The organism is Yersinia vastinensis, from assembly GCF_044905075.1.
In the GTDB taxonomy this organism is placed as follows: Bacteria; Pseudomonadota; Gammaproteobacteria; order Enterobacterales; family Enterobacteriaceae; genus Yersinia; species Yersinia vastinensis.
The window spans coordinates 2,836,927-2,853,425 of the sequence record NZ_CP173260.1; the positions used below are offsets into that span (position 1 = coordinate 2,836,927).

Genomic DNA, 16,499 nt, shown 5'->3' on the forward strand with positions numbered 1-16,499 from the left:
ATTAAATAATAATCTTTCGGGGCGGTTATGATGCCAAGCAACCTGTTCGGACTAAAAAACCGCTATCCCTTACATATCCAGATTGCGGCACTCTTTACCTTGCTGATTGTTTCAATCGGCACCGTAATCATTATTTTTGGTCATAGCCAACTGACCAAACTGACTGAGATCAGTACCAATAGGCAGTATCAAAAAACAGGTGAAGCCATTGCCGCCGAGTTGGATGCCGTGACTCGGCCAATGATGATGTCTGTTAATATTCTGGCTAGCATGCAAATTACGGAATTCACAACCCTTGAACAGAGAATGGGATTTGTCGGTAAATTTATTGAAATCTTAAAGCAAAATGACTACGCCAGTGCCGTATATAGTGCCTATCCTAACGGGGATTTATTCATGCTACGGCGGCTGACGGATGCCAACCGTATATTATTTCATGCCCCAGAAAATGCCGAATGGATGATCCAAAGCAATCGTTTTCTGGATAGCTTGCCGGAAAAACGCTTTATTTATCTGGATAAACAGCAACAAGTTATTGCAGTTATGCCTCGCGATAATGATAACTATGACCCCCGGCGCAGAGACTGGTTTATTTTGGCCTCAGCTAGTCCGACACTGATCACCTCCCCTATCTATATTTTTAAAGGCACAGGAGAAGCCGGTTTTACCTATAGCCGGCAAGCGGAGAATAAACAGGCAATTATTGGTTTGGATGTTTCTCTCGCATCCTTATCACAGTTTTTAATAAGGCAAAATTTACCGTCGGGTAGTCAGGCTATTATTATTAATTCTCGCGGTGAGGTTATCGCCAGCCTACCTAAAGATAAAGGGAACACGACCGTTTCGGCTCACACTGACAAGCAGATCCCAGTATTGCAAACCTTGCTTAATGCTCAAGAAAATAGCACGTCGGGAAGTAGTCCAAATGGCGATAATAATAATCGTAGTATTCTGTTTGAAGCCCAAAACCAAAGTTGGTATGGCTCAGTTGTTGACATTAATAACAGTGGGAATCGATATCAATTGGTTATTGCTACACCTGCAAGCTACCTAACTGCGGATGCAAATTCTATTCGTAATCATTCAACCTTTATTGCATTTATTTTACTAATGCTCAGTTTGCCAATTGTTTGGTATTTCTCAAGAAAGATATCCAAGCCCCTTATTCGTTTACGTCAGGATGCTGATTCAATCAGTAACTTATATTTTGAGGAACGAGAGCTAGAACACTCTGTGATTGAAGAAGTGGATGAACTGCACAAATCAATGTCGAAAATGAAATCGACACTGAAGCAGTTTATTTCAATGGGTAATATGCTAACCGCTGAAAATAACTTCTTCCGTCAGATGCAGGGATTATTGAGTGAAACTACCGACATTGCTGCTATGACGGGAGGAATTATCTTTCTTGCCGATAAAAATGAGGGCGTCTTTACACCAACAGCATTTCGCTGGAATGGTCAAAATATTCCCGTAGCAGAGATGTCTTCATTGCAAGTAGCAGAAGATAATTTCACTACTTTCCAACCGGTACTTGAAGGAAAAACCATCACCGGAACACTGAATAAAGAAAACATATTTAGCCAATTACAGGATTTTCTACAGCCATATTTACCACTACGTTTTATTGCTGTACCAATGAAAACCCATGATGAGCAACTGTTAGGTTTCCTGCTGCTATTTAACCCTTATGTATTAAATACGGAACGTGAACGCGCGAAGATTCAGTTAGTAAACGCCTTGGTGGGTAGTCTCTCTGTCTCTGTGGAAACACAGAGATTGTTGCAAGAACAAAAAAACCTGCTCAATGCCTTTATCGAGCTTATTGCCGGAGCGATAGATGCCAAGAGTGCTTATACCGGTGGACACTGTCAGCGCGTACCTGAAATAACCAAAATGCTGGCCCGAGCCGCCGTTAATGTTAAAGAAGGGCCATTCGCGGACTTTACTTTATCAGAAAATGAGTGGGAAGAATTGCATACCGCCTGCTGGTTACATGACTGCGGCAAAATAACAACACCTGAATTTGTTGTCGATAAATCAACAAAACTGGAATTAATTTATGACCGTATCCATGAAGTCCGTATGAGATTCGAAGTATTAAAACGCGAGAAAGAAATTACTTTCTTGCGTCACCATGCCACCATCACGGCCAGTGAAGCTGACCAACAATTGCTGGCTGATGAATTGCGCCAGTTAGATGAAGATTTTTACTTTATCGCTAACTGTAATGTCGGCGGCGAATTTATGTCTGATGAAGCAATAACCCGTATCCAGCAAATTGCCGGTTATCGCTGGACGCGTACATTGGATGATAACGCAGGTATTGCTAATGAGGAACGAGCACGTAAAGCCCGGCAGCCAGCCGCATCATTGCCAGTACAAGAACCTATGCTGGCAGATAAAGAAGAACATATTATTTATCGCGATAATAAAAACAGACGTCCAGAATATTATGATTTCAAAGTGCCAGAGCCAACCTTACTTTATAACCGTGGGGAGATTTATAACCTCAGTATTCGCCGTGGGACACTGACGGAAGAAGATCGTTATAAAATAAATGAGCATATTATGCAGACGATTGTGATGCTAAAAAAACTCCCCTTCCCACGCACAATGGCAAATGTGCCAACCATTGCCGGTGGGCATCATGAACGTATGGATGGCAAAGGATATCCTTATCAGCTGACTTACAAACAGATGAGCATCCCGGTGCGGATGATGGCAATTGCCGACGTATTTGAAGCACTAACCGCGGCAGATCGTCCCTACAAACCAGGGAAATTATTATCTGAAGCACTGAATATTATGGTCAATATGGTGAATGAGAATCATCTGGACAGAGAGCTTTTCATTTTATTCCTGCAATCCGGCATTTGGTATGAATATGCCACAACTCACTTGCAAGCGGATAAAGTGGATATTATTGATGTCTCAGTCTTACTGCAGAGGATTGGTCATCAGGATATTTCATTGGCTGAAAGCGCTTAACGACAACAAGCAAGAAACGGAGTGTGCGTCGCAAGGAATTAGCGCTATGCTTTTTATTTTTCGCACGCAGCACGAGGGAGTTTTTAGGTATGTATTATAGCTACGGTGAGATAGAGATTAATCACCTCAAAAAGCGGGATAAAAAGATGGCCGCGGCCATTGAACGACTAGGGATGATCGTCCGCCCGTTATCACCCGATTTATTTGCTGCATTAATCAGAAATATCGTTGATCAACAAATCTCAGTTAAAGCCGCCCTCACCGTCAATACACGTCTGGTGGCATTATTAGGTGCCGTAACACCTATGGCCATTGCAGCAGCTCCCATCGAAGCGATTCAAGGCTGCGGAATGACCATGAAAAAAGCCGGATACATTAAAGGCGCGGCTGAGGCTGCACTTGATGGTTCGTTAGATTTATCGGCTCTTTCCCAGTTACCCGATAATGAAGTGATTACTCAGTTATCAAGCCTGAATGGTGTGGGTGTTTGGACTGCGGAAATGCTGCTTATCTCCTCACTTTCCCGCCCGAATGTGCTCAGTTGGGGGGATTTGGCGATCCGCCGTGGCATGATAAATTTATATCGTCATAAAACACTGCCACGTGAACGTTTTGAAAAATATCGTCGCCGTTACGCGCCTTATGGAACAACCGCATCTCTTTATCTGTGGGCATTATCACACGAAGAAATTGAATAATACCCGTGATGCACTTCATAGCAGCTACGGGTTGTTTATCTTATTCTTCAAGATATTGACCGCCCATTTTATCTAATGCTTTCACCAGCCTTTTAATATTGACGCAGCCCGGTTTTGACACATTAAACTTTGAGGCGCAGGTATTCTTCATTTGCCCTACCCAGTAAGCCTTAAGAATCGAAGAGTCGACTAATTTCATGCAGGCAATACGTTCTTTTTTTGCATAACGATTACTGCAAACTGCCTCAGAAACTTTCATGATTGCGGGTACCGCCAAGAGGGTTTGAGGTTCACTAGCAAATGAAAATGCGGGGAAAAAGGCAAGAAATAACATTAAATAAACTCTCATCACAACCACCTGTATCAATTGATTTAAATAATAACTATCGCTTCAAATTGTTACATAAGTGTTGAATGAAATTTTGCTCTCAGGTGCGAAGTGAATTATTGCTAAAGGATAGGAATCTCTTGGGTTGGCATTTCACTGCACAAAACCCAAGCTATTTAAAATTGCGCTGACACTATTCTGTGATGAAAAAAATTATTAGACACCCATATTCATTATGTGAAGTGGTTGTTTTTAAATTCGCGTAAGTTCGTGTGAACTTCGTGGCTGGCAGTGACTTACCGCGAAGTGTCTCAACTGTGATTGGCATAGTTCGAGTTAGTTTGCGGTAATTTTTTGCCCCATTTTTGCCCCACTCACTACTTACCATCCCAACAGGCATCCATGCCTACCTATCACGCAGTAACTGTGCTATTTAATTATCGTTAGATTACCTTTCGGTGATACCGGAAGAATGCTTGGAAACGACTTACCAAGGTATGCAGCTCCTTCCTTAGTCAGATGGGCCGCGTCAAAGAATATCGGCTTAAGGTCGTCTGTGAGTACATTGCATGAGTTAGGACTCGGACAGGTCAGCTTCATCATATCGACAAAATTAACGCCAGTAACTTCTGATAGTTTTTGATTAACTGCGTCTGATCTTTCATCTCTGAATTCTGATGCATACTCGCTAATCCCATTAACTCTACCGAGTGAGTTAACAAAATCTATGCTGCCTTTAGCTAGTATCTTGTTCCCGAAAAGGTAGATAGGCGCATTAGACATACTCGAAATCTTAGATACTGCCTCACCTAATTTCGGTAATGAATGGTTGTACCATTTCATTGCAATGAATATCTTGTCCGCTTGTCCGAGTATTTTACTATCCATAAGTGCGTCCATTTGCTTTCCGCATATTGGGATTAAGTCAGCTCTTCCTATCGTTCCTAGGTTCTTCTTATTGAAGAATGCATCTCTCTCATCTTTGTTTACAAACGGGGTTCCGCATTGAGTGTAAATCAACCTAACAACCACGTCATAGTTATCTATTATTCCTGATTCATTGAGGATATTTACTAGATCGGCTGATTGAGAATCCCCTGCAATCAATAGCTTTTCTTTGCCATTATTCTTGAAATCACTAACTACAGCCAATTCGACGTGTTTATTCCACAAGAATTTTTCAGCTGACTTAACATCAAAATCATTAATTTTCTGTATTTGCTCGGGCAATCGCCACACCCACCCCTTATTAGCCCAGCTACTTGAAGCGGGGATCATCACCACTATTGCTATACATGAGCACGCCAAAGCGAAAGCTGTGCCAGAGATATCGAATACTTTAGGGTTTCTAAATGGCTTTTCTATGAGGCGGTGCATGGACACAGAAAGAACGAACGTTGCCGCGACTAATCCATAACGTTCTATACTAGAAATCTCTTTGACGGAGAAGTATTGAACAAATACAACTAACGGCCAGTGAATTAGATATAGCGAATAGCTAATTTCCCCAATATAACTAACTGGACGAAGAGATAGTATCTTGGCCCCTATCGCTTGCTCGCCTGAAAGAATAATCAGTGCAGCACCAATAACGGGCGGTAACGCATTTAAGCCAGGAAAGGCAGTTTCTGTTGAGTATGAAAATATTGAGTAAAATACCAATGCGATACCCACAACAAAAATCATGTTGGGCATATAGTATTTAGACCGCATAAATTTAGACCGACCAACCAAGAATGCCAGGCCACCTACTGCAAATTCATAGAAGCGATATTGTGTTAAATAAAATGCGCCGGTTGGATCATATTTCAATGCAAATATTGATGAAATTAAGCCAGCAATGGTAACTGCAACAACTCCATACCCTGTTATTTTCCTGCCAAACTTAATCAATAAAAGTAATATTGCAGGCCAAATCAAATAAAACTGTAACTCAACACTAAGTGACCACGTATGAAGAAGGGGTTTTAATATAGATGCAGAGTCGAAATAATCAGCCTCCATCCAAAAAAATATATTAGATATCCCGCCCAGTGCAAATATGGTTGAGCCTGACATATTGGCGAAATCAATCGGAGAAAACAGCCAGAAAGCAGCTACATAACTAAGGATTATTGTTACAAGCAGCGCAGGAAAAGACGTCGCGCCCTTCTTATGTAGAAATCAGAAAAGCTGAACTTACCGGCCTCTCCTTGCTTTATTATCCCACCGGTTATTAAATAACCACTAATGACGAAAAATATGTCAACACCAACAAACCCACCCGAAAAATGGCCTATTGAGAAATGATAGAGCATTACCGAAATCACAGCGATAGCGCGAAGTCCATCGATATCACTCCGGTAAGCTCTAATTGTGTTTTGGTGTTTTTTTCTATGCCAAACAATATTAAATCATCCATTTCAAAGAGTTAGTACAGTGATTTTCGACTGATAACTATGAATATAGTTGATTATATAGATATTTTTGCTGGCATCCCATAAAGCATTATCTTTTTTGATAACTAAGCAGAGATGTTATTTGCTACCACCGAGTTTGTCAGTGCTCCAGTTCCCCCCATGTTTATGGCGTAGTTGGGGTAGAACATATTGCCGGTAACAATTAGTCTATCTGCAACAACAGTGTTGAATCCGCTCTGTAGTTTGGTGTCGCGGGTATCATATACCGAGTTTCCATTGATTGTTGTTAGGCTACCGCCTGCAAATTCCAATCCATAACTACTTGCAGTTAACGCATTATCTTTGCATGTATTATTTGTGACTGAACCGTAAGATCCAGTGATCCGGATTCCGGTAGTATTGTTTAGGAAGCATGTGTTATTAGAAATGATATTGTGATTACCAAAGGCGCGAATGCCTGATGCGCAGCCCGTAACCTCATTCCCATTGATTACGGTCCCACTAGAAGATACATCTGTGTATATCCCGTGATCTAAGAAGTTAGATACTTGGTTGTCTACAACAATTACAGATGTTGAGTTAGCTACGAAAATACCTTGACCGGTAGCAGTTCCTCCACCGTTAACGATATTACCTGAGATAGTAATTCGTGCATTCCCACCCCCGTCTGTGATGCTATACCACGCTGTCCAACGCCATTAATGATGTTACCAGTTATAATCACATCCGTAGTGCCTTGCTGAATAGCCACTCCAAATGTTGAACCTGATAATTCATTGTTAATTATTTTGACATTTTTAATAGATCCGAATTGCGATGTAACCCTTACGCAAGATCCCGGATTAGATAGTTTCCCATTAAATACTTTATTCCCTTGAACAAGAACTCGCTGCGTATCTCCCTTAAGATAAACGACATCGTATGTCTTGCCTCCACCATCAAAGCTATTGTTCAATACCCAAATATCACGGCAAACACCACCGCCAATATCAATAATCTCTTCATCGACTCCGAGTGAGTTGTTGTAGCAAGTGTTCCCAATAATAAGGCACCGTTCTGTATCCCAATTAATATCTATAGCTTCACTGATAGCTCCAGAGAAAATATTGAAGGCAATAACCGTATCAGTAACAGGGCCGTTCGTATTACCAGCCCCATCTCCTCCCGTTGCTACACCAAATATTCCTCCTGATGTTTCATTGTATGTGAACCTTGAAAACTTAGAATTTTTCCAGAAGAAAGTTGACGTTTCGTTTCCTGTAAACTTACAATTTTTTATGTCAGTTCTTAGTGAATTTTCAACCGTAATCCCATAGATTCTTGGGCTGACAGTTCCAGTGTACTGGAATATAAAGGCAGGGCAGTCCCAACAGTGAATTACTGTCTGGCATGTGTTAAGTCTGCTTTTATGTTTGCTGCTAGTAATGGGTACGCCAATTCAGACCCCACATCCACACTAACTAGATTAAGGAAAAGTAAACCCCAGCCAGATCCGCTAACAAGGGATGAATTTTTTAGAATGCTTGATGGTTGCACCCATCAACAAATAAAAAATTTATGGACACTGGCGGTGTATACCGGGATGCGCCACGGAGAACTATGTGCGTTGGCGTGGGAGGACGTAGACCTAGAAGCTGGCACAATTATGGTAAGACGAAATCTCACTCGGGTTAAGCAGTTTACTTTGCCAAAAACTGACGCCGGAACAGATCGCATTATTCAGTTGACGGACCATGCAAAAGAAACTCTGCGCAGTCAAATGCTATACACCAGGATGGGGCCTCAATATGAAATACTGGTCCATACAAGAGAGGCAAGGAAAACAAGGAAAGACAGTTGCACTTTCGTCTTTATTCCCAAGGTTACATCTTCAAATCAAATATGCGGCGATTACTACTCGACGGAATCATTAGGGCAAATATGGAACAATGCATTAAGGAGGTCAGGAATAAGATCCAGAAAACCATATCAATCGCGTCATACTTTCGCATGCTGGTTGTTATCTGCTGGGGCAAACCCATCATTCATTGCATCACAGATGGGTCACGCATCAGCACAGATGGTTTTCTCTGTTTATGGGGAGTGGATGCCAGACAGTAATGATGAACAAATGACATTAATCAATGCTAAATTTTCTAGAAATGCCCCACTCATGCCCCATAAGAAAATCGGATAGTGTTTTTTACTATATAATTCAATAACCTTACCAACTCACACACCCATATTCATTACATCCTGATAAGCCGCAACCAGCTTATTACGCACCTGAATACCGAGTTGTAAAGAGACAGATGACTTTTGCATATTCACCATTACATCATTCAGACCAACGCCGGGAACACCCAATTCAAAGTTCTGCGCCAGAGTGCGAGCAGTTTGCTGGTTTTCACTGATTTTACCGATAGCCGCTTTTAATTCGCTAGCAAAGCCGGCCTCTGCGGGTAATGCCTTCGCAGAGTTAGATGCTTGCAATGCCGTGACTTGCAATTGCTGTAAAACCCCTTCGATACCTTGAACAGACATACTCACCCCAGAACACTCAGTTGTTCGAATAACATCATGGCAAGTGATCCTATCAATGCGGTTATTCACCGCCTGCCCTGAATCACTTTTTTCAGGATGACACCCTAACACATCATTTTTGCGCTAAAGCGGCTAATTAGACACAAAAATACCGGCTTATTGAGCCATCGAATTGGTTATTTACGGCAAATAATGGCGTGCCCATAAAAGGGGATGTCAGTTATTGATGCTTTCACTTGGGAGTCTGTTTTGTTTCGACACATTAGTTACATAAAGAATACTCACTCAAACGTTGTTCAGCTTGGCCAAGGACGTGTATGAATGCCTCGATAACCGGCGGTGAAAATCGTGAAAATACCTTTGCGACGACACTGGCACGCCTACGCGCGAATCCAAAAATCCCACTGCTGATTGCAGCAGCAGCAGCTATCGCTATCATTGTCGCGCTGATGTTATGGGCCAAAAGCCCGGATTATCGCGTTCTTTATAGCAATCTGAGTGATCGTGACGGTGGTGATATCGTCACTCAACTGACGCAACTGAATATTCCTTATCGCTTCGCTGATAATGGCGGAGCATTGTTGATCCCGGCAGAGAAGGTGCATGAAACCCGCCTACGTCTGGCACAACAAGGTTTGCCTAAAGGCGGTGCAGTCGGTTTTGAACTACTGGACCAGGAAAAATTTGGCATCAGCCAGTTCAGTGAACAAGTGAACTACCAGCGGGCACTGGAAGGCGAACTCGCCCGAACTATCGGTACTCTTGGGCCGGTGATGAATGTCCGAGTTCATTTGGCAATGCCAAAACCCTCACTGTTTGTTCGCGAACAGAAATCACCAACCGCCTCTGTCACTCTTGCCCTGCAACCGGGCCGTGCTCTTGATGATGGTCAGATCAACGCTATCGTGTACATGGTATCGAGCAGTGTGGCAGGTTTGCCACCGGCGAATGTCACTGTGGTTGACCAAACAGGCCGTTTACTCACGCAATCTGACAGTGCTGGTCGTGACTTAAATGCCGCACAACTCAAATTTACCAACGAAGTGGAAAACCGCTTCCAACGCCGTATTGAAACCATTCTGGCCCCAATGGTCGGTAGTGGCAATGTGCACGCGCAGGTCACTGCACAAGTTGATTTCGCCAGCCGCGAGCAAACCGACGAAGAGTACAAACCGAATCAGGCGGCCAACCAAGGAGCCGTGCGCTCTCAACAAGTCAGCACCAGTGAACAACTGGGCGGCACGAATGTAGGCGGTGTGCCGGGCGCATTATCCAATCAACCGTCAGCGACACCGGTTGCTCCGATTGAAGTCCCTCAACCCGCCGCCGCGCCTGGAGCTACAGGTGCTGCCGCCAATGCGGCAAATCGTCCAGCGGCCACGGCTGCTCGGTCGACTGCCACATCCAGTAATAGCCGCCATGACCAAACCACAAACTTCGAAGTGGATCGCACTATTCGCCACACCCAGCAACAAGCGGGCATGGTGCAGCGTCTCTCTGTTGCAGTCGTAGTCAATTACGGCAGCGATAAAGCGGGCAAACCGATTGCGCTGAGTAAAGATCAGTTAGCGCAAGTGGAATCATTGACCCGCGAGGCAATGGGCTTCTCCACTGAGCGCGGCGACACATTAAATGTGGTGAACACACCATTTAATGCGACAGACAATGCCTCCGGCAGCGCCCTGCCGTTCTGGCAACAGCAATCGTTCTTTGATCAGTTGCTGAATGCTGGCCGTTATCTGCTCATCTTACTGGTGGCATGGGTCTTGTGGCGCAAGCTGGTACGCCCATTAATTGCTAAGAAACAACTTGCTGATAAGGCAGCGGCCTCGGTCGATAACATTGTGCAGACCGCCCAAGCCACTGAAACAGCGAAACAGAGTAAAGAAGAGCTGGCCCTACGTAAGAAAAATCAGCAGCGGGTAAGTGCTGAAGTTCAGGCCCAGCGTATACGCGAACTTGCGGATAAAGACCCACGTGTTGTTGCGCTGGTTATCCGTCAATGGATGAGTAATGACCAATGAGCCTGACCGGAACTGAAAAAAGCGCCATCATGCTGATGACTCTGGGTGAAGACCACGCCGCCGAGGTGTTTAAGCACCTCTCCTCGCGCGAAGTGCAACAACTCAGTACCACTATGGCGAGTATGCGTCAGGTCTCTCACCAGCAGCTAGTTGATGTATTAGCTGAGTTTGAAGACGATGCCGAGCAGTACGCCGCTTTGAGTGTAAATGCCAGCGATTATCTGCGCAGTGTACTGATAAAAGCATTGGGGGAAGAGCGTGCATCCAGTTTGTTGGAAGACATTTTGGAGTCGCGCGAAACCACCAGTGGGATGGAAACGCTCAACTTTATGGAACCTCAGATGGCCGCTGATCTGATTCGCGACGAACACCCGCAGATTATCGCTACCATTTTGGTTCACCTCAAACGTGCACAGGCTGCCGATATTCTGGCCCTGTTCGACGAGCGTCTGCGAAACGATGTCATGCTACGTATCGCCACCTTTGGGGAGTCCAGCCAGCGGCATTGGCTGAATTGACTGAAGTGCTGAATAACCTGCTTGATGGTCAAAATCTCAAACGCAGCAAAATGGGGGTATCCGCACAGCGGCCGAGATTATCAACCTGATGAAAACTCAGCAGGAAGAAACAGTCATGGACGCAGTACGCGAATACGACGGCGAATTGGCACAAAAAATCATCGACGAAATGTTCTTGTTCGAGAATTTGGTCAGTGTCGACGACCGCAGCATTCAGCGTTTACTCCAAGAGATCGACAACGAGTCGTTGTTGATTGCCTTGAAAGGTGCCGACCAAGCACTGCGCGAGCGCTTCCTCAGCAATATGTCCCTGCGTGCAGCAGAAATTCTGCGCGACGATCTGGCCACCCGCGGGCCGGTGCGTATGTCTCTGGTGGAAAACGAACAGAAAGCCATCTTGCTCATCGTCCGTCGTCTGGCAGAGAGCGGCGAGATAGTCATTGGCGGTGGCGAGGATATCTATGTCTGATCGGATTAATACCCTGCCCTGGCAGCCTTGGTCACTTAACGATTTTGCCAGCCAGGCAGAATCCACCGCTGCTGCCCCGGCACCGGATATCAGCATGCTGTTCACTGATGAGCCGGGGACCGACACTGAGCCGACTGAAAATGATGCGCAACAAACACTGATAAACCTGCAACTCGAAGCAGAGAAGCAGGGGCGGCAGCAAGGGTTTGCCAAAGGGTTGCAAGAAGGTTTGGATAAAGGTTACCAAACCGGTCTTGAAGAGGGCCATCAACAAGCGTTGGCCGATGCCGAGAAACAGCTAGCACCAATCACCGCGCATTGGCAATTGCTGGTCAACGACTTCCAAAGCACGCTGGATGCGCTGGACAGCGTGATTGCCTCACGATTAATGCAAATGGCATTGGCCGCAGCAAAACAAATTCTGGGGCAACCGGCCATTTGTGATGGTACTGCGTTGCTGGCCCAAATCCAGCAAATGATTCAGCAAGAACCGATGTTTGCCGGGAAGCCACAATTACGGGTCAATCCAAATGATTTGGCGGTCGTCGAACAACGTCTGGGATCGACGCTGAGTCTGCATGGTTGGCGCTTATTGGGTGACAGCCAAATTCATCCGGGTGGTTGTAAAGTCAGCGCCGAAGAAGGTGACTTGGATGCAAGTTTGGCAACCCGCTGGCATGAGCTGTGCCGTTTGGCAGCGCCGGGAGAATTATGATGACCGCCCGTCTTGGCCGCTGGCTTACCTCTTTAGATAAATTCGAAGAGCGAATCAGTCAATCAACCCCCATTCGCCGCTACGGGCGATTGACGCGTGCCACCGGTCTGGTACTGGAGGCTACCGGCCTACAACTCCCACTGGGTGCCACCTGTCTGATTGAACGCCATGACAATGGTGAAGTACAAGAGGTGGAGAGTGAAGTGGTTGGTTTTAATGGCCAACGCCTATTTCTGATGCCACTGGAAGAAGTGGAAGGGATTGTTCCGGGCGCGCGAGTTTATGCCCGTGTGACAACCGGTGGCGCCTCAGCCAGCAAACAACTGCCCCTCGGCCCAGAATTGCTGGGGCGCGTGTTAGATGGCAGCGCCAAACCACTGGATGGTTTACCTGCACCTGAAACTGGCTATCGCGCCCCCCTCATCACTCCGCCCATTAACCCGTTGCAGCGCACCGCTATTGAGCAAGTTTTGGATGTCGGGGTGCGCACCATTAATGCCTTACTGACCGTAGGTCGTGGCCAGCGTATGGGCCTGTTCGCCGGTTCAGGGGTCGGTAAAAGTGTGCTTTTAGGGATGATGGCCCGCTACACCCAAGCGGATGTCATTGTCGTGGGGTTGATTGGCGAACGTGGCCGTGAAGTGAAAGACTTCATCGAGAATATTTTAGGGGCTGAGGGGCGTGCACGTTCGGTGGTGATAGCTGCCCCTGCCGATGTCTCGCCATTGTTACGTATGCAGGGCGCAGCCTATGCCACCCGCATTGCAGAGGATTTTCGTGACCGTGGCCAACACGTATTGTTGATTATGGACTCCCTCACCCGTTATGCCATGGCACAACGTGAAATTGCGCTGGCGATTGGTGAGCCGCCGGCAACCAAAGGATATCCACCTTCCGTATTCGCTAAATTACCCGCACTGGTTGAGCGGGCGGGTAACGGTGTCTCTGGTGGTGGCTCCATTACGGCATTTTATACGGTATTAACCGAAGGCGATGATCAGCAAGACCCCATTGCCGACTCTGCTCGCGCCATTCTTGATGGGCATGTGGTGTTATCACGCCGTTTGGCGGAATCCGGTCACTACCCCGCGATTGATATCGAGGCATCAATCAGTCGTGCCATGACCTCGCTGATTGATGAGAACCATTACAGTAAAGTCCGCCAATTCAAACAGTTACTGGCCAGTTTTCAACGTAATCGTGATCTGGTCAGTGTGGGTGCTTATGCGGCGGGCAGCGACCCGTTACTGGATAAGGCGATTGCCTTGTACCCACAGATGGAAATTTTCTTACAGCAGGGCATGTTCGAACGCAGTAGTTATGAAGATGCCTGCCAGCACCTGAAAAGCCTGTTTCCTGGCTAATCAAAGGGGAATGCGATGAAAAATCAGTCACCTCTCGTTACCCTGTGCGAACTGGCCCAAAAGGCCGTCGAGCAGGCAACGACTCAACTAGGACAAGCGCGTCTGTCCTATCAAAATGTTGAGCAGCAACTCACCATGTTGCTGTCTTATCAGGATGAATATCGGATGCGGTTGAATGACACCTTGAGCAACGGGATGGCCTCCTCCAGTTGGCAAAATTATCAACAATTTATTCAAACTCTGGAACAAGCCATTGATCAACATCGCAATCAGTTAGCTCAATGGAATGTCAAAGTGGAACAGGCAGTTAAGCATTGGCAAGAAAAACAGCAACGGTTAAATGCGTTTGAAACATTACAAGAGCGGGCTGAGAGCACCGCTCGCCTGCAAGAAAACCGTTTGGATCAAAAATTGATGGATGAGTTCGCCCAGCGCGCCTCACAAAGGAGTCTAAATTCATGAATCTGTCTTTACTGCCGACTGCTGCATTATCTACCACCAGTGAAGCTGAAGGGGCGACATCCTTGTCCTCCATTGCAGCGCTGTTTACCGATGCGGGATTGCCGGCAGATTTTGCCAAACTCTTGGGTGACCAACTGGGTAAAGAGCTAACCGCCATGGATGCCTCAACACTGAAATCCTCTCTGGCAGCGGCGACTGATATCACGGCTGATGCCGACGGTGGTAAATCCCTCGTTGGTAATAGCAAATTGAATCAGTTGTTGGCTGCATTGGGCGATATCAGTGCCACGTTACCTGCGGGCCTGACACATGCCGGGCAGACCGGAGACGCCGCTGGCATTAAAAAAACCGTGGCAGATGATGACAGTACACTTGATAAAAGTGGCAACAAAACCGACCTTTCAGCATTGCAAACATTACTGGCAATGCTGCCACATCAAGTTGCCAATACGTTGGGCACCGCGACTAACGGACAAAAAGCGACAGCAGCCAATGCCAATGGCCTGACTGAGAGTAAAACCAGCGTCAAGCAAGATGTTGCGGCCCTGACCACTCTGACTTCGCAAGATAAAGGTTTAGCGGCGCTGATAGGTAGCACACTGAATACAGTAAAAAATGATAAGGCCACGAGCAACGAGATATTGCCGGGCGTGACCACAAAATCTAAAGCAGCATCCGCACAAAGCAAGCTTGACCCATCGACAGCAAAAGGGGCTGACAATAACGCTCTTAATATAAAAACTGCGCTGGTAGAAACCAATGTGACGGCTGCAACTCTGGACAAAAGCCTCGCCAATTCAAACACCGTCCCCCCTCTCTGCCGCCCGTTTCTAGCCCAGTATTATCGACAACCGCCAGCCCCCTTGTCAGCGCCCCAGTCAGTGGCCATTTAAGTGCTCAATTAGGTAGCCAAGAATGGCAGCAAGCCCTTGGTCAACAAGTGGTGATGTTCAGTCGCAATGGTCAGCAAAATGCCGAGTTGCGGCTCAATCCACAGGAGCTGGGCGCTCTGCAAATCAGTCTGAAAATCGAAGATAATCAAGCGCAACTGCACTTTGCTTCAGCACACAGCCAAGTACGTGCCGCCATTGAAGCCGCCATGCCAAGTCTACGTAGCGCCTTGGCTGAAAGTGGTATTCAGTTAGGTCAAAGCAGCGTCGGCAGTGAAGGACAATGGCAACAAGCACAGCAACAGAGTCAGCAAAATCAACAAGATTTCGCCTCTCGAGGTCAACCGGGATACGGTGAAATCACCGCAGGCGACGCCTTAACCAGCACACCGCTTACCACACCAGCCGCATTACAGGCTCTGGCAGACGGGAATGGTGGCGTTGATATTTTCGCCTAAGATTGATGTTAGTTTCACCAAAAGGCGACAAACGAGCAAGTTAGGCTGTTTTTCGCCACCTATTCTGCCTATTGGCATTCATGATACGCGGGATAATCATCATCAATAATTCGGATAACGTGGATTTTCTCCACGTTATTATCGTGATTCACCGGTGTGATACCGAAACAGGAATTTGTCTTCTCCATGTCTGAAAATACCTTCCCGGCCAAGCGTAAGAGTTCGATCTGGGTGATCTTGCTGGTGTTGATCGCGGTAGCAGCAACAGCGGGTGGCGGTTATAGCTGGTGGATGCTCAATCAGAGTAGACCCGCCACAGTGAAAGCCGTGCCGGTGATCCCTGTATTCATGCCTTTGGAGACCTTCACGGTCAATCTGATCACGCCAGATAATAATCTGGATCGTGTCCTTTATATCGGATTGACGTTAAGGCTGCCCGACGATACCACTCGCGCAAAACTCAATGACTATCTGCCGGAAGTGCGCAGCCGCTTGCTGCTGTTGCTCTCCCGCCAGTCAGCTGACAGCCTGTCGAATGAAGAAGGCAAACAGCGTTTAGTCGGTGAAATTAAAAACGTACTTAGCCCGCCAATGGTTAAAGGTCAACCTAATCAGGTAGTCAGCGATGTGCTGTTTACCGCATTTATACTGCGATAATCA

General features: G+C 46.3%; 13 protein-coding genes and 2 pseudogenes. 10 read left to right on the forward strand and 5 right to left on the reverse strand.

Annotated features, from left to right (window positions below):
• The first annotated feature begins 30 nt into the window (after window positions 1–30).
• Together ACIOG0_RS13285 and ACIOG0_RS13290 are read left to right on the forward strand one after the other, a co-directional pair.
• Complete coding sequence (locus ACIOG0_RS13285; RefSeq protein WP_050140860.1) at window positions 31–2,991, forward strand: HD domain-containing phosphohydrolase; 2,961 nt, start codon at window positions 31–33, stop codon at window positions 2,989–2,991.
• Window positions 2,992–3,080: 89 nt separating this feature from the next.
• The gene (locus ACIOG0_RS13290) at window positions 3,081–3,689 is read left to right on the forward strand and encodes a DNA-3-methyladenine glycosylase (RefSeq protein ID WP_128451029.1); all 609 of its coding nucleotides are present in this window, start codon (window positions 3,081–3,083) and stop codon (window positions 3,687–3,689) included.
• A 40-nt stretch (window positions 3,690–3,729) separates the two neighbouring features.
• Here the strand turns inward: ACIOG0_RS13290 and ACIOG0_RS13295 are convergent, their stop codons facing one another.
• The 4 genes from ACIOG0_RS13295 to ACIOG0_RS13310 form a co-directional block, all read right to left on the reverse strand.
• The gene (locus ACIOG0_RS13295) at window positions 3,730–4,038 is read right to left on the reverse strand and encodes a hypothetical protein (protein ID WP_072086553.1); all 309 of its coding nucleotides are present in this window, start codon (window positions 4,036–4,038) and stop codon (window positions 3,730–3,732) included.
• A gap of 408 nt (window positions 4,039–4,446) precedes the next feature.
• On the reverse strand, window positions 4,447–6,144 hold the full coding sequence (locus tag ACIOG0_RS13300; protein ID WP_404705050.1) for an acyltransferase family protein: 1,698 nt from the start codon (window positions 6,142–6,144) through the stop codon (window positions 4,447–4,449).
• Complete coding sequence (locus tag ACIOG0_RS13305; RefSeq protein ID WP_404704865.1) at window positions 6,135–6,314, reverse strand: acyltransferase family protein; 180 nt, start codon at window positions 6,312–6,314, stop codon at window positions 6,135–6,137. The genes ACIOG0_RS13300 and ACIOG0_RS13305 overlap by 10 nt, the downstream gene beginning before the upstream one ends.
• Before the next feature lie 206 nt (window positions 6,315–6,520).
• Window positions 6,521–7,090, reverse strand: coding sequence for a right-handed parallel beta-helix repeat-containing protein (locus tag ACIOG0_RS13310; protein WP_404705051.1), 570 nt, complete (start codon window positions 7,088–7,090; stop codon window positions 6,521–6,523).
• A gap of 734 nt (window positions 7,091–7,824) precedes the next feature.
• Here ACIOG0_RS13310 and ACIOG0_RS13315 point away from each other — a divergent pair.
• Window positions 7,825–8,592, forward strand: a complete 768-nt coding sequence (locus ACIOG0_RS13315; protein ID WP_128451031.1) for a site-specific integrase — start codon at window positions 7,825–7,827, stop codon at window positions 8,590–8,592.
• Window positions 8,593–8,627: 35 nt separating this feature from the next.
• On the opposite strand, the gene fliE is transcribed toward ACIOG0_RS13315, so the two are convergent.
• Complete coding sequence (gene fliE / locus ACIOG0_RS13320) at window positions 8,628–8,939, reverse strand: flagellar hook-basal body complex protein FliE (RefSeq protein WP_050098336.1); 312 nt, start codon at window positions 8,937–8,939, stop codon at window positions 8,628–8,630.
• Window positions 8,940–9,256: 317 nt separating this feature from the next.
• Between fliE and fliF the strand changes: the two genes are divergently transcribed.
• From fliF to fliL, 7 genes and pseudogenes are all read left to right on the forward strand, one after another.
• Window positions 9,257–10,963: a flagellar basal-body MS-ring/collar protein FliF gene (fliF, locus tag ACIOG0_RS13325; RefSeq protein ID WP_128451032.1), complete on the forward strand. Its 1,707-nt coding sequence runs from the start codon at window positions 9,257–9,259 to the stop codon at window positions 10,961–10,963.
• Window positions 10,960–11,950 (forward strand): annotated as a pseudogene (fliG, locus tag ACIOG0_RS13330) (flagellar motor switch protein FliG). Before fliF ends, fliG begins: the two are co-directional and overlap by 4 nt.
• Complete coding sequence (fliH, locus tag ACIOG0_RS13335) at window positions 11,943–12,665, forward strand: flagellar assembly protein FliH (RefSeq protein ID WP_050140809.1); 723 nt, start codon at window positions 11,943–11,945, stop codon at window positions 12,663–12,665. Before fliG ends, fliH begins: the two are co-directional and overlap by 8 nt.
• Window positions 12,665–14,029: a flagellar protein export ATPase FliI gene (fliI, locus tag ACIOG0_RS13340; protein ID WP_050098339.1), complete on the forward strand. Its 1,365-nt coding sequence runs from the start codon at window positions 12,665–12,667 to the stop codon at window positions 14,027–14,029. The genes fliH and fliI overlap by 1 nt, the downstream gene beginning before the upstream one ends.
• Window positions 14,030–14,044: 15 nt before the next feature.
• The gene (gene fliJ / locus ACIOG0_RS13345; RefSeq protein WP_050098340.1) at window positions 14,045–14,491 is read left to right on the forward strand and encodes a flagellar export protein FliJ; all 447 of its coding nucleotides are present in this window, start codon (window positions 14,045–14,047) and stop codon (window positions 14,489–14,491) included.
• Window positions 14,488–15,839, forward strand: a pseudogene (locus ACIOG0_RS13350) (flagellar hook-length control protein FliK). Before fliJ ends, ACIOG0_RS13350 begins: the two are co-directional and overlap by 4 nt.
• A 186-nt stretch (window positions 15,840–16,025) precedes the next feature.
• Window positions 16,026–16,496, forward strand: coding sequence for a flagellar basal body-associated protein FliL (fliL, locus tag ACIOG0_RS13355; protein WP_050098342.1), 471 nt, complete (start codon window positions 16,026–16,028; stop codon window positions 16,494–16,496).
• Window positions 16,497–16,499: the final 3 nt, after the last annotated feature.